This is a genomic window from Acinetobacter higginsii (assembly GCF_000369525.1).
Lineage (GTDB): Bacteria > Pseudomonadota > Gammaproteobacteria > Pseudomonadales > Moraxellaceae > Acinetobacter > Acinetobacter higginsii.
The window spans coordinates 1,744,464-1,758,565 of sequence record NZ_KB850072.1; the positions used below are offsets into that span (position 1 = coordinate 1,744,464).

13 protein-coding genes are annotated in these 14,102 nt (G+C 41.9%); 6 read left to right on the forward strand and 7 right to left on the reverse strand.

Features of this window, described 5'->3' with window-relative positions:
• Positions 1-31: 31 nt before the first annotated feature.
• The 5 genes from F902_RS14370 to F902_RS14385 all read right to left on the reverse strand — a co-directional run bounded on the left by F902_RS14370 (position 32) and on the right by F902_RS14385 (position 5,562).
• On the reverse strand, positions 32-973 hold the full coding sequence (locus tag F902_RS14370) for a Dyp-type peroxidase (protein ID WP_005204502.1): 942 nt from the start codon (positions 971-973) through the stop codon (positions 32-34).
• An 84-nt stretch (positions 974-1,057) separates the two neighbouring features.
• Entirely contained in the window at positions 1,058-1,846 is a 789-nt protein-coding gene (gene fdhD / locus F902_RS14375) for a formate dehydrogenase accessory sulfurtransferase FdhD (RefSeq protein ID WP_017402356.1), read from the reverse strand.
• A gap of 48 nt (positions 1,847-1,894) precedes the next feature.
• The gene (locus tag F902_RS14380; protein WP_026057559.1) at positions 1,895-4,303 is read right to left on the reverse strand and encodes an FdhF/YdeP family oxidoreductase; all 2,409 of its coding nucleotides are present in this window, start codon (positions 4,301-4,303) and stop codon (positions 1,895-1,897) included.
• 223 nt (positions 4,304-4,526) lie between these two features.
• Positions 4,527-4,700, reverse strand: coding sequence for a cbb3-type cytochrome oxidase assembly protein (locus F902_RS22685; RefSeq protein WP_005204510.1), 174 nt, complete (start codon positions 4,698-4,700; stop codon positions 4,527-4,529).
• Between the two features lie 43 nt (positions 4,701-4,743).
• Positions 4,744-5,562 carry a hypothetical protein gene (locus F902_RS14385; RefSeq protein WP_017402353.1) on the reverse strand — a complete coding sequence of 273 codons (819 nt, stop codon included), beginning with the start codon at positions 5,560-5,562 and terminating at the stop codon, positions 4,744-4,746.
• Between the two features lie 363 nt (positions 5,563-5,925).
• On the opposite strand from F902_RS14385, the gene F902_RS14390 reads away from it, so the two are divergent.
• Genes F902_RS14390 through F902_RS14400 form a run of 4 tightly spaced genes read left to right on the forward strand, consistent with a single transcriptional unit; the run spans position 5,926 to position 9,998 of the window.
• Positions 5,926-7,374 (forward strand): cytochrome ubiquinol oxidase subunit I, encoded by a 1,449-nt coding sequence (locus F902_RS14390; protein ID WP_005204514.1) that lies wholly within the window; start codon positions 5,926-5,928, stop codon positions 7,372-7,374.
• Positions 7,367-8,371, forward strand: a complete 1,005-nt coding sequence (gene cydB / locus F902_RS14395; protein WP_004806263.1) for a cytochrome d ubiquinol oxidase subunit II — start codon at positions 7,367-7,369, stop codon at positions 8,369-8,371. The genes F902_RS14390 and cydB overlap by 8 nt, the downstream gene beginning before the upstream one ends.
• Positions 8,372-8,384: 13 nt before the next feature.
• On the forward strand, positions 8,385-8,507 hold the full coding sequence (locus F902_RS22995) for a hypothetical protein (RefSeq protein WP_004654187.1): 123 nt from the start codon (positions 8,385-8,387) through the stop codon (positions 8,505-8,507).
• A 60-nt stretch (positions 8,508-8,567) separates the two neighbouring features.
• Complete coding sequence (locus F902_RS14400) at positions 8,568-9,998, forward strand: aminotransferase-like domain-containing protein (RefSeq protein WP_017402352.1); 1,431 nt, start codon at positions 8,568-8,570, stop codon at positions 9,996-9,998.
• Here the strand turns inward: F902_RS14400 and F902_RS14405 are convergent.
• Entirely contained in the window at positions 9,959-11,041 is a 1,083-nt protein-coding gene (locus F902_RS14405) for a helix-turn-helix transcriptional regulator (protein WP_005204516.1), read from the reverse strand. The two genes, F902_RS14400 and F902_RS14405, sit on opposite strands and share 40 nt — an antisense overlap.
• A gap of 119 nt (positions 11,042-11,160) precedes the next feature.
• Here F902_RS14405 and F902_RS14410 point away from each other — a divergent pair, with 119 nt between their 5' ends.
• Positions 11,161-11,877 (forward strand): enoyl-CoA hydratase/isomerase family protein, encoded by a 717-nt coding sequence (locus F902_RS14410; protein ID WP_005204517.1) that lies wholly within the window; start codon positions 11,161-11,163, stop codon positions 11,875-11,877.
• Between the two features lie 36 nt (positions 11,878-11,913).
• Complete coding sequence (locus F902_RS14415) at positions 11,914-12,741, forward strand: SDR family oxidoreductase (RefSeq protein WP_005204518.1); 828 nt, start codon at positions 11,914-11,916, stop codon at positions 12,739-12,741.
• Between the two features lie 63 nt (positions 12,742-12,804).
• Here the strand turns inward: F902_RS14415 and F902_RS14420 are convergent, their stop codons facing one another.
• Positions 12,805-14,076, reverse strand: coding sequence for a Glu/Leu/Phe/Val family dehydrogenase (locus F902_RS14420; protein WP_004654197.1), 1,272 nt, complete (start codon positions 14,074-14,076; stop codon positions 12,805-12,807).
• Between the last annotated feature and the right edge of the window lie 26 nt (positions 14,077-14,102).

The window sequence follows — 14,102 nt, forward strand, 5'->3', positions numbered from 1 at the left end:
AAATAAACCGATTGATTTCAGCGGATTAAACTTATTCGCCTAAATCTTCGAGAAAATCAAAGGTCGGTACAAAGAATAGGCTACCTGAAACAGCGGTACTAAAATCAAGTAGGCGGTCGACATGACCATTTTCCTTGCCAAGGAACATATTTTCAAGCATGGTTTTGGTGATATTAAAAGAGCGTGAATAACCGATAAAGAAGGTACCGTATTCCCCCTCAGACGGATTTGAAAACGGCATATTGGCTCTGAGAATTTTCAACTCATTGCCCTCTGCATCATGGGCTTTACTGACAACGTTATGGGCATTGAGCGGCTTGACATCATCCCCTAGCTCCACATCATCATACTTTTTACGACCAATCACTTTCTCCTGCTGTTCTGTGGTCAGCCCTTTCCACATCTCCATGTTATGCAGGTATTTTTGGATAAACACATAACTGCCGCCAAGAAATTCAGCATCTTCCGAACCAACATAGGCGATTTCTTTGGCAATTTCATGCTCAGGATTCTCTGTACCATCCACAAAACCAAGAATGGCACGACCATCAAAGTAACGAAAGCCTTTGGTCTCGCTAATTGGATAGGTATCCTCTTTGAGTTGCTCATGCAAAATCGAGGCAAGTTCATAGCAGATCGCCATTTGATTGGCGCGAATATGAAAAAACAAATCCCCAGCTGTTGCAACGGCGGTATATTTTGGCCCTTTGATTTCCTGAAATGGCGCAAGCTCTTTCGGTTTATTTAACTCAGGAAACAGTAAGTCCCAGGCATTCGAACCAATCCCTACAGAGGCACTAAAATTACTATTCGGAAAACGATTGGTCAGACTGCGTACCAATGCGGAAAAATTCGCAAGAAAATCAATTACCCCTGAATGATCAGGATTACTATTGATTCCGAGTACGATAAATAAAGCATTTTCACCTGAAAGATTATTGATCACAGGCTGAGGTCTTAAAGGTGTATTCATAATATTTGGGAATAAAAAAACTTAATGCTCATATCCTACACAAATCAATGCATTAGAGATCAGCCAAATCACAAATTTTTACCATTATTCAGTATATAAAACAAAGCTCTCACCGCGGCAAAAACTGGCTAAGGTGAGATTTAATTGTTTTGCCATTTCAATCGCCATACTGGTGGGTGCAGAAATGGTCGCCAATAGAGCAATATTGGATTGCACACATTTGCGGATCAACTCATAACTGGCACGACTGGTCATCACCACAAAACCCTCCGCAACATCCATTTTCTGTTCAGCCAAGTACCCCAATAATTTATCTAGAGCATTATGCCGACCAACATCTTCAAATAACGCTACGATCTGACCTTTCACGACCCATGCTGCGGCGTGTGCTCCACCGGTCAGTTCAGTAATTTTTTGTCTGACTTTTAATTGTGCAATTGCATTTGGAATTTGGCTTAACCATGTTGAAGAAACATGGGTACTGACCGCAGGTAGATTTGCATAGAGTTGCTTTAGACTTTCAATACCACATAAACCACAACCTGTACGCCCGACCATCATACGTCGATGCGCTTTTAAAGCCATGAAAGCACGGGATGAAATGGTCATGTCCACTTCAACCCCCAATTCATTTTGACGAATATCGAGTGAATACAACTCGCTTAAATTTTGTAATATTCCTTCCGAGAGACTAAAGCCTTTGGCAAAGACCTCTAGATCCGATGGTGTTGCCATCATGACGGCATGCGAAATACCATTATAAATTAAGGCAACAGGATACTCCTGAACAATATAATCCAGTTCATTTTCAGAAATCTCGCGATGGAAACGATGCACTTGCATCGTTTCATAACCTCGTGTTTTTGTGTCCACACTTACCTCATTTGCATCACTGATTCGAAAAAATAGATTTCCAATCAGCTATGCGTTACTCACGCGTTCATTGGCATGCTCAGGGTCAACTTCAACATTCAAATTAAAATGTGCTGGTGCATTACCTGCATGCAAAATCACAGGGATGCTTTTAGACGCTGGAATTTTGGCGTATTTGTCATGGCTACCCAAAGCCACTAAGGGATTGGTTTCTGGATAATAAGCCGCCAGACTACCTTGTGGAATGTTATACGGTACGATACGGAAACTATGTACAATCCGTTTCACACCATCCGAGAATACACTCTCAATATCAACCCATTGGTCTGCTTCAAAGCCTGCTGCATCAATATCGGTTTGATTCATAAACAACACACGGCGTTGCCCGAATACACCGCGATAACGGTCATCCAAACCATATAACGTGGTGTTGTACTGGTCATGCGAACGAGTGGTCATCAAGGTATACACCTGCTGTTCACTATAAGCAGCCGCATATTGATTTTCTTTATCTTCGTAAACTTCGGCCAGTGGTGTAATCAAAAACTGGGCTTTACCACTTGGTGTATTCCAGACATGCTGATTGGCAGGATGCTCCAAATGGAAACCACTTGGTTGATAGACCCGTTGATTGAAATCATGAAATTCATCAAAAACATCGGCAATCGAATCACGGATACGGTCATAACTTTCGATATACCAACGCCATTTCACCTTACTTTCAGGCAATGCTGCTTCTGCCATACGCGCCACAATATCGGGTTCAGACAAGATATTTTCAGAGATCGGTGGATTACGTCCTGCTGAAAGATGCACATTCGACATCGAATCTTCCACCGAAATTGCTTGTGCGCCATGCACTTGCATATCTATTTCGGTACGCCCTAAGCAAGGTAGCATCAACGCATCTTTGCCACAGACCAGATGGCTACGATTCAACTTGGTAGTAATGTTAACGGTTAAGTTACAACGGCGTAATGCTTCTTGGGTATAAGGTGTATCAGGCGTTGCGACCGCAAAGTTTCCGCCCAAACCAATAAAGACTTTTACATCACCTTCATACATAGCCTTAATGGTATCGACCACACCAAAACCATGTTTACGCGGTGACTTGATGCCAAATACCCGATCAATACTATCTAGCAAGGCATCACTTGGGTTTTCATTAATTCCCATGGTTCGGTCGCCTTGCACATTACTGTGCCCACGCACTGGACAAAGACCAGCCCCTGGACGACCAATATGTCCTCGTGCCAGCATCAAGTTCGCCAACATATGAATATTGGCTGTACCATGACGGTGTTGGGTAATACCCATCCCCCAACAAAAAATAGCAGTTTTTGCATCCATATACATCTTGGCAATCGATTCTAAATGCTCAGGTGAAAGTCCAGTATGTTTATGAATTTCAGACCATTCAGTACGATCTATCTCCGCCAGCATCTCATCAAAACCAATGGTATTCATTTCAATGAAGCTACGATCAAAAACGCTTGCTTTTCCTTTCGCAAGCGCCTTTTTATCCCATTCCAGTAAATGCTTCATCACCCCAAACATCAGCGCATAGTCCCCCCCAATTTTGGGCTGGAAATAATAACGGCTGATTGGAGTACTGCCATTGGTCATCATTTCTAGCGGCGCTTGTGGGTCTTGAAAACGCTCTAAACCACGCTCTTTAATAGGATTAATGGCAACAATATTACCACCACGACGCGAAACCTCTCTTAAGGTTGCCAACATCCGTGGATGGTTGGTGCCTGGATTATGCCCAAAGCTAAAAATGGCATCTGCCTGATCGAAATCATCCAAAATGACCGTGCCCTTACCTAAACCAATCGCATCTTTTAAGCCAACACTGGTGGTTTCGTGGCACATATTGGAACAGTCTGGAAAATTATTGGTCCCGAAGCTGCGGACAAATAATTGGTACAAAAAAGCCGCTTCATTGCTGGCACGACCAGAGGTATAAAATGCAGCTTGATCAGGATGATCAAGCGCCTGTAGATGTTTGGCAATTAACTGAAAAGCTTCATCCCAAGAAATCGGTACATATTTATCCGAGACTGGGTCATAACGCATCGGGTCAGTTAAACGACCCAAATCTTCCAGATAGAAATCATTCTGTTCAGCGAGCCAGCTCACGGTATGCTGTGCAAAAAATTCAGGTGTTACCGTTTTACTGGTTGCTTCGAAAGCCACAGCCTTGGCACCGTTTTCACAGAAGTTAAAGGCATGCGCATCTTTCTTCTCAGGCCATGCACAGCCCGGACAGTCAAAACCAGTCGGCTGATTAATATTGAGTAAGGTGATTGAACCTTTTTTTAAAATATCTTGTCTTTTTAGGTTTCGGGCGACACTCAGTAATGCGCCCCATCCACCTGCGGGTTGGGTATAGGGTTCAATTCTGGCAAAACTGGTATTTTCTTGCTTATGAATGGTTTGTTCTGAGTTATCCATCATGTTGCCCTCATCTGAGCTATTTTTTAACATTTGCTACAGATAGGATTAACATGAATTGTGCTTCTTTTCTATTCTTGATTTGTCTCATTCGATCAATTAGAGCGTTAAAATCTCTCTTGATTTTAACAATTACAACCAAGCCCAAAACAAAAAAAACTTACTGGCAAGTGCTCAAAATCACCAGTAAGAGAGAAAAAACAAGCTTCGGATTAAAAAATAGTTATTTATTTGATTGAACTGTTGATTGTACATGAGCAGCATTTTGCTTCTGTTGCGATGGCATATAATCAGGTTGGTTGCTCACAGCCAGAAAGAAAAAGACTAAGAATAAACAACCCAATAAAATACTGATTCCAACCGCAAGGTATGGGAATTTTGATTGCTGTTGAGACATGAGCTCTGCTCCTATTGAAAGACTAAAACTTAATTCATAACAATTACATGGTGGATAAAGCCTTAAAACTAGCGCCATTTTGAATACGGGTTTGCATGTATTCGGCATAGACCGATAACTTTTCAAAAATATGTTCCGAATAGAACATATCCTCGATTAAATGAGCCGCTTGGGCTGGGCTAAACTGACCAATCTTCGCGACTAGATTTGCATTAAGACTGGAAAACAAAGTACACAGGTTTTTATGTGCTTCATCTTTGTTTTTAAATAGCAGTTTGCGCGTATTAATCAATTCATCATTGAGCATGCTTGGCCTACGATCAGCATCAATCACATCAATTTTTACATCAAAATACTCTTCTAGGATCTGAATCTGTTGCTGATCTAAGGATAAATGCGTGACCAAAAAAATATGAAAAACATCTGTACGACACAGTGCCTTGACTAAACAACGGAACAGAAAATCTTGCTCTGCTTTTGCATCATCGACCAGCTCGATATACAGTTTTAGGCTATGAATCACATCTTCGATTTTAAGATTGACGCTTTTATCGGCTTGATAGTATTGATTCAATATCTTAAGTACAGAGGACGAGACTGGCGTGGTATAAATCACCGGCTGATTTAAATTGGCAATCATAAATGGTGCAAATAAATAGGCGAGATTATTGTCATTTTCCACTATTTCAGCTTGAGCAATATAAGCGACCTTCTCCTTAGAAAAATCTCTCAGTACCTTGCCTCTTAATAAGGTTGCTTCAAGATTTACATATTCAAGACTTAGCTGTTGTTGTACTGCTTGCGAAGGCACTTTGCTTTGAAAAAGCTGAGTCAACGCATTAAGTTCTTTAGTGATAAACATAGTCATACGCCATTCAGTCCGAATTAGTGTCATTCAAACGACTTACAATGCTTGATCAATATTTAACACACTGCATCGTTGCTTGATGCTATTTTGAATCAGGTACAAACAACTGAATAGCTACAGAGTTTCGCTAAAAAAATATAACAGATCATTTATGGACACCCCATCTGTTATAAAAAAACAAAAAGAAATTGTACCTACTCATATACAACAGAATATTGGATGATGAATAAAACTTAAATCGCTTTTAAATATCCAAGCCACAGCTTTTTCAGGTTCTGCTTATTTTCAAACATTTAAGTCCGTTCTTTCACATTTTCCTAGCGACTGCTTTTGCTGGTCTGTTATAGGAGAGGATATATGGATCTCGGTCTCACTGCTTTAGAATTAGCCCGAATACAGTTTGCGTTTACTGTTTCATTTCACATTATCTTTCCCGCCACCTCGATTGGTCTCGCCTGTTTTCTTGCCATGTTGGAATGGAAATGGCTGCGTACTCAAAACCCCATTTATAAAGATTTATTCAAATTCTGGATCAAAATCTTTGCGGTTGCCTTTGGGATGGGTGTGGTATCTGGCGTAGTGATGAGCTACCAGTTTGGTACCAACTGGAGTGAATTTTCCCGTATTGCGGGAAGCGTGACTGGCCCTTTGCTCACTTATGAAGTATTGAGTGCTTTCTTCTTGGAAGCGGGCTTCTTGGGCATCATGCTGTTTGGTTGGGGACGAGTTAGCCCCAAAGCCCATTTCTTTGCCACCTTGATGGTTGCCATCGGCACCTGTATTTCCATGTTCTGGATTCTCTCCTCCAACAGTTGGATGCAGACACCGCAAGGTTTTACGATCGAGAATGGCATCATTATTCCAACCGATTGGTGGGCGATCGTATTTAATCCCTCCTTCCCTTATCGCTTTGCCCATATGGCCGCTGCTGCATTTTTAGTGTCTTCCTTACTTGTGGTGGGTACTGCAGCATGGCATCTGATCAAAGGCCGTCGTGATGAACTGATCAAAAAATCATTTTCAATGGGGCTTTGGATGGTGCTGGTCACTTCCTGCTTGCAAGTGGTGATTGGTGATAATCATGGCTTAAATACCTTGAAGCATCAGCCGGCAAAATTGGCCGCAATGGAAGGTCATTGGGAGACCAATTATGATGAAGGAATGCCACTGTACTTATTTGGCATTCCAGATATGCAAGAAGAACGTACCAAATATGCAATTGCGATTCCAAATCTAGGCAGTCTGATTTTGACTCATTCTATGGATGGTACAGTCAAAGGCTTAAAAGACTTCGCCCCAGAAGACCGACCAAACTCAACCATTGTGTTTTGGAGTTTCCGTGTCATGGTCGGACTTGGCATGTTAATGGTGCTGCTCTCTTTCGTTGCCTTATGGCTGCGTAAAAAAGGCAAGCTTTATGGATCATCTTGGTTTCATAAATTCGCTTTTGTCATGGGGCCTACAGGCTATATTGCCTTACTGGCGGGATGGGTGACGACTGAAGTTGGCCGTCAACCTTGGGTGATTTATGGGGTGATGCGTACCAAAGATGGTTTGTCGCATACCGTGACTGCCGATCAAGTCGGTATCAGTTTGATCATTTTCGTGGTGGTCTATGCCATCGTGTTTGGTAGCGGTATTTACTACATGCTGAAACTATTGAAAAAAGGTCCTGAATTTATTGAAGCGATTGATCTTGAGCCAGCTGGCCATGGTCACTTCAAGACCCCAATGCGTCCATTAAGTGCGGTCGATGAAAGCATTGACCAACAAGACCAGACCAAAGAGGAGAACCGCCATGATTGATTTATCTCTGATTTGGGTCGGCATTATCGGTCTTGGTGTATTGATCTATGTCATTTTGGATGGTTTTGATCTCGGTATTGGCATTCTGTTCCCTTTCATCAAAAGCCGTGAAGAACGTGATGTGATGATGAATACTGTCGCACCGGTCTGGGATGGTAATGAAACATGGATGGTGCTTGGTGGTGCAGGTTTGTTTGCGGCCTTCCCATTGGTCTATTCAACCGTTCTTTCAGCCTTATATATGCCGATTACCTTGATGGTGATTGCATTGATTTTCCGTGGCGTTGCCTTTGAATTCCGTTTTAAGGCCAATCGCACCAAACATTTATGGGATCAAGCCTTTATCTGGGGTTCAATTCTATCCAGCTTCCTGCAAGGCGTAATTTTAGGCGCTTATATTCAGGGCATCCAAACCACCAATGGTATTTTCTCAGGTTCAGGTTTAGATTGGTTCACTCCTTTCGCCTTATTTACCGGACTGGGTGTGGTTGCCATGTATGCAGCGCTCGGTTGTGGCTGGTTGATTATGAAAACCGACCATGAGCTACGAGATCAGATGTATGCACTGATGCCTAAACTGATCATGCTGCTATTTGTGGTTTTTGCAGGTGTCAGTCTCTATACCCCACTGACCCATCCTGAAATTGCAGCGCGTTGGTTTGCTTTGCCGAATCTGCTGTATTTTAGCCCTGTACCCATCTTAGTACTGCTATTTACATTCTTGATTTTAAAAGCATGTAAAGAGCGTCAGGACTTTAAACCTTTTATTTATACCTTGGCACTCGTGTTCTTGGCCTTTACTGGATTTGTGATCAGCCTCTGGCCGAATATCATTCCACCATCGGTCACGATTTGGGAAGCAGCGGCACCGCATTCTAGTCAGAAATTTGCATTGGTTGGTGCGGTAATTCTGATCCCAATCATTATCGCCTATACCATCCTGTCGTACTGGGTATTTCGAGATAAAGTACGGGTTGGAGATACGGGTTATCACTAAGGAGCAGCTTGGCATGAAAATTAAATCTCTGCATTTAAGCCAAACGCAATGGTTTATAATACTGTGGTTACTTGGATTTTTTGCACTCGCCATCATTGCAGGTCTCTTTAGACTGCTATTGATGTTTGCTTATTAAAAAAGAGATGGAACAGCTTGCATACCAAGCTGTTCCATCAAGATGGATTCACTTTACTTTATGTATAAATCAGAACAATTAGCGCACAACCTGAAACTTCTCATTGAAAATGGATCATGGCAGCCGCACAGCAAACTTCCTTCTTTACGTGAGCAAGTGCAACGATCAGGGTTTAGCTTAATTACCGTAATGAACGCTTACCAAGAACTGGAAGCGCAAGGATTGATTTATTCAAAAGAAAAGTCAGGTTATTTTGTAGCAGAGCAAAATAATATCCAAATTCCACAAGCTTATTCGGTGGTCTCATTAAACCCCAAAATTGAAATTAACTCTTTGGTGTTTAAATACCTGAAATCGATCCAATCCAAACAGGTCAGCCCACTAGGCTCTGCATTTCCAGATAGTCAGTTACTCTATCCGCCCAAACTGATTCAGATCATGGGGCAACTTTCCCGTAATCGTCATAGTTATGATCAGACCACCAACCTACCGCCTGGGAATTTAGCACTCAGGAAACTCATCGCGCAACGCTATTGTATGCAAGGGATTCCAACCGATGCAAATGACATTGTCATTACATCTGGTGGTTTAGAAGCGTTGAATCTTTCCCTGCAAGCGATTACTCAACCGGGCGATTATATTTTATTGCAGCAAACCATCTTCTATGGCGCATGGCAGGCAGCTGAACGTTTGGGACTCAAGGTGATTACCCTCCCAGAACATCCACAACATGGCTTTGATATTGAAGCTTTTGAACAGGTCATTAAAAACTATCCGATCAAAGTGTGCTGGTTTATGTTAAATGCACATAACCCGATTGGCTTTACCGTCAGCGATGAGATCAAATATAAAATTGCCAAGCTGTTGCATGAACATCAAATTCATTTGATCGAAGATGATGTTTATGAAGAACTGTTTTATGGCAATCAAAAGCCGCTGCCCATGAAGTATTTCGATCAGCAGAATCTGGTGTTGCACTGCTCTTCTTTTTCCAAAACCTTGGGTTCAGGGTTCCGTATGGGATGGGTCTATGCTGGCAAATTTTCCGAACATATTCAGCATTTGCAATTGATGAGTACCATTTCAGCCAATGCGCTGATCCAGAATGCACTGGTTGAGTTTCTCTCCCATCATCATTATGAAAAGCATTTAAGAACGCTTAGACGGGCTTTGGAAAAGAATAAAAAACAATTCTTTCAATATCTCAAACAACATCTACCGAAAGACTGTAAGGTATATAACTATCCAAGTGGCTATTTTCTCTGGATTCAACTGCCTGATAAAGTCAGTAGTATGCAAGTCTATGAACAGCTGATTCAACAACAAGTAGGTGTTGCGCCAAGCCCTTTATTTAATGTGTTGCCCTCACATCAACATTTTATTCGTATGAATTGTTCCTTCGAATGGACAGAACAGATTCAGCATTCGTTAAAACGCTTTATTGAAACGGTTCAGTTGGCGATGTCGGATGAATCGGCCTTGGACAAATAGCTTTTCCGATACTGACTCGGTGTTTCCCCAAACATCTTTTTAAAAGCGCGAATAAAATTAGTGGCTTCTTCATACCCCACCAGAGTTGCAACATCTTGAATACTATATTGTGGTTGTTGCAGTAACTTCTTGGCTTGACTAAAACGAACCTCAGCCAAAATCTGCAAGAACGTCGTTCCTTGTGCCTGCAAATGTCGCTTGATGGTTCGTTCAGACATATTCAATCGCTGTGCAATCAACGCTAATGTCGGATAAGTATTGCCAGCTTTATACAACAACTCAGAACGAATGCTTTTCTGCAGGTCACGCGTCGATTCTTTGAGTAATTTCAATTTGTCATTTTCGCAATACAATAATGCCTGCTGGAATGCGACTTGATCAGCATTTGGATTTTTACAATGCAGATATTGCTTGGGGAAGCGCAGGCCATTGCGTTGCTGATTAAAATGAATCTTGATCTGAGATAAATCGATACGTTTATAATTTTGTGCATCGGCCCAATCAACAAAGACCTCACAACGTTCAACAATGTTTTCAGAAAACAAAGCTAAAAAATGTATTGCGCCAAATAACAAACTTTCAATCATAAACTGCCGTAATTGATCAGATTGCTGCTCATTGCCAAATTTAACAGGATGTACACCATCCAAATAGACATAGACAAAGTCTTCATCAATATACGATTCAGGGGTAAAGTTCTGGATTCGTGTACAGAAATACTGTTGGCACAGCGTTAATGCAGTTTCAACATCAGTGCAGCTCAAAAATGCAAAACCTAAGGCTCCATGCGAAGTGGGGCGTAATTTAAAGCCATATTCAATGCCCAAACGCGGATTTCCCGTCAGCCTTAAAGCATTGACCACCAGTTTTGACCATTGATGTGCACTCATTTTGGCATCGGCTTGTTTCATTTCTGCCAGCACTAATCCTGTGCCAGATAAAACTATTTCAATATCAATCGCATAATTATGCACAATTTCTAATAATAGATGTGCATAAGAAACCGAGATGGTTTCTTGAAACAATCCAAAAGGATCTCGCATCGCACATCCACTGTCCTAAAATGATCATCAATATGGCATAGTCACACCTATTGTGCGAGTGTTTTATTCGAAATAATGACTGCAATCAATCAACCATCGCAGAATGAGGAAGCGCTTCAATGACCACCATGACGCTTGATCAACAGCAGTCTATTTATGTTCTCACCTTAACCAATGGCGATCAGGACAATGTCTTAAATCAAGATGTACTGAATGAATATATCGAGATCTTTGATGAGATCGAGCGCCCTTCGCATAATGCTTGCCTAGTCATTCAAAGCGACCATCCTAAAACATTTTGCAATGGCTTAGACCTTGCTTGGTTAATGCAGCAATCCATGCAAGATAAAAAAGCTTTTACCACACAACTAGAAAATATGCTGCTACGCTTGGCCTTGCTTAACCTCCCTGTCATTGCGGAAATTAATGGCAATGCTTATGCAGGTGGTGCAATTTTGGCATCTGCATGTGATTTTCGCTTGATGCGGGCAGACAAAGGACGTTTTTGCTTTCCAGAAGTCAAACTGACTATTCCTTTTACCGACTGTATTGCAGAAATTGTGCAACTCCTTCCCAATCAACATGCGATCTGGGAAATGTCCTTAACAGGTAAATCCATGACAGGAATCGAGTGCTTAGACGCACATGTGGTTCATCAGATTCATCCTGCTGAATCATTAAATGCTGAAGTCTTTAAGCTTGCAGAAGAAATGTCACAAAAGCATCGCCTAACCTATGCCGTAATCAAACGTCAATTGCGCCATCGCATTGTTGAGATTGCCAAACAACGACAGCTCTACAATCCAGAAAAATTTGCACATCCTTTTATGATTTAACGACATATTGATAAAAATTAAATATAGGACATCGACATGAGTAATATGCAAGGAAAAACCATTTTTATTACTGGTGGCAGTCGCGGAATTGGCCGAGCCATTGCGCTGAAAGCAGCACAAGCTGGGGCAAATGTTGTCATTGCTGCAAAAACTGAAGTGGAAACAGCCAAATTAACAGGCACAATTTATAGCGTCGCCGAAGAGATTGAAGCTGCTGGTGGCAAAGCACTGCCCTTACTTTTAGATGTACGAGATGAACAGCAGATCCTTGCTGCCATGCAACAAGCAGCCAAGAACTTTGGTGGTATTGATGTACTGATTAATAATGCGGGGGCGATTGCGCTCACGGGTGTCGAAGCCACTTCATTAAAACAATATGACCTGATCCAAAGCATTAATCACCGTGCAACCTTTATTTGTACGCAGGCTGTCTTACCCTATCTCAAACAAGCTGAACATCCGCATATTTTAAGCTTATCGCCACCTGTGAATATGTCACCAAAATGGTTGGGGATGCTCTCGCCTTATGCCTTGTCTAAATATGGTATGACAATCCTAACTTTGGGTATGGCAGAAGAATTTCGTCACTATGGTATTTCATGTAATACGCTATGGCCTGAAACCTATATCGCTACAGCAGCAGTGTCGAAGAACTTAGGTGAGGAAAATACGCGTCAATTGAGTCGTAAACCGGAGATCATGGCGGACGCTGCTTTTGCAATTTACAGTACGGTCAAAGGTGAACTAACGGGACAAAGCCTCACAGATGAACAAGCACTGGCACGGATCGGGATCACTGATTTCGCTCAGTATGCCTGTGTCAGTGGCAACACCCAGCTACAAAAAGATTTCTTTCTGGATTGATTCAGCAATAAAAAACGACCTTAAAGTTTACACCTTAAGGTCGTTTCAAAAGCACAGCTAAAATTAGCCTGGGAAAATACCACGCTCTTTACGTGCTTTTAAGATACGCTCACAACCTAAAATGAAGGCTGCTGTACGTAAAGTACATTCTTTTTCGCTTGATTTGTGCCATACATCGTTAATGGCTTGAATCATCAACTTGTCCAGTCTTTCATTAATTTCTTCTTCAGACCAGAAGTAGCTCGACATATCTTGAACCCATTCAAAGTAAGATACGGTTACACCACCTGCGTTACAGATTACATCAGGAACAACCGTAATACCACGTTGAACCAAAACATCATCTGCTTCAGGGAATGTTGGGCCGTTCGCACCTTCAAGCACTAACTTTGCAGTTAATTTTTGAGCACGTTCAACTGTGATTTGGCTTTCCAATGCAGCAGGAATCAAAATATCCATCTCTACATTCCAGAACTCTTCATCACTAATCACTTGCGCACCAGCAAAGCCACCCACACCTTGGTGAGTTTCCATGTGAGTTTTTAATGCAGCAAGATCGATCCCTTCAGGGTTGAAAATCGTACCTGTGTGATCTTGAATCGTCACGATGATCGATTTCGAGTCTGCAAACAAATATGCAGCTTCGCTACCGACGTTACCAAAACCTTGAACCGCAATTTTCGCACCGTCTAAAGGTAATTTGATTTTTTCAGCAACTTGTTGACCTGTGATAAATACACCACGGCCTGTTGCTTTAATACGACCAAGAGAACCACCGAGGTGTACCGGTTTACCTGTTACAACACCCGTCACCGTATGACCTTGACCAGATGAATAAGTATCCATGATCCAACCCATCACGTTTGGATTGGTACCCACGTCTGGTGCAGGAATATCTTTTTGTGGGCCAATGATATGGCTGATTTCGCTGGTATAGCGACGTGTTAAACGTTCTAATTCACGTGGTGAAAGTTGACGCGGATCAACACGAATGCCACCTTTTGCACCGCCGAATGGTAAATTTACCACCGCAGTTTTAATTGTCATCCATGCTGAAAGAGCCATTACTTCATTTAAATCTACATCTGGGTGATAGCGAATACCGCCTTTACCCGGACCACGTGACAAGTTGTGTTGTACACGATAACCTTCAAAATGACGAATTGTGCCATCGTCCATAACAATTGGCACGTCGACAATCAAAGCACGTTTTGGGCGCTTCAATGTGTCCACATAGTCTTCTAAACCATCTAGATATGGAGCAACACGCTCGATCTGTTCAAGATAAGTTGCCCATGGACCGTCATTTTGAGAGACATAAGATAAATTAGACATGTTTTAACCTTTTGATGAATTCACAT

Coding starts and splice junctions, on each gene's coding strand:
- F902_RS14370 (WP_005204502.1), bottom strand. CDS start 973: ATGAATACACCTTTAAGACCTCAGCCTGTGATCAATAATCTTTCAGGT.
- F902_RS14380 (WP_026057559.1), bottom strand. CDS start 4,303: ATGGATAACTCAGAACAAACCATTCATAAGCAAGAAAATACCAGTTTT.
- F902_RS22685 (WP_005204510.1), bottom strand. CDS start 4,700: ATGTCTCAACAGCAATCAAAATTCCCATACCTTGCGGTTGGAATCAGT.
- F902_RS14385 (WP_017402353.1), bottom strand. CDS start 5,562: ATGTTTATCACTAAAGAACTTAATGCGTTGACTCAGCTTTTTCAAAGC.
- F902_RS14390 (WP_005204514.1), top strand. CDS start 5,926: ATGGATCTCGGTCTCACTGCTTTAGAATTAGCCCGAATACAGTTTGCG.
- cydB (WP_004806263.1), top strand. CDS start 7,367: ATGATTGATTTATCTCTGATTTGGGTCGGCATTATCGGTCTTGGTGTA.
- F902_RS22995 (WP_004654187.1), top strand. CDS start 8,385: ATGAAAATTAAATCTCTGCATTTAAGCCAAACGCAATGGTTTATAATA.
- F902_RS14400 (WP_017402352.1), top strand. CDS start 8,568: ATGTATAAATCAGAACAATTAGCGCACAACCTGAAACTTCTCATTGAA.
- F902_RS14405 (WP_005204516.1), bottom strand. CDS start 11,041: ATGCGAGATCCTTTTGGATTGTTTCAAGAAACCATCTCGGTTTCTTAT.
- F902_RS14410 (WP_005204517.1), top strand. CDS start 11,161: ATGACCACCATGACGCTTGATCAACAGCAGTCTATTTATGTTCTCACC.
- F902_RS14415 (WP_005204518.1), top strand. CDS start 11,914: ATGAGTAATATGCAAGGAAAAACCATTTTTATTACTGGTGGCAGTCGC.
- F902_RS14420 (WP_004654197.1), bottom strand. CDS start 14,076: ATGTCTAATTTATCTTATGTCTCTCAAAATGACGGTCCATGGGCAACT.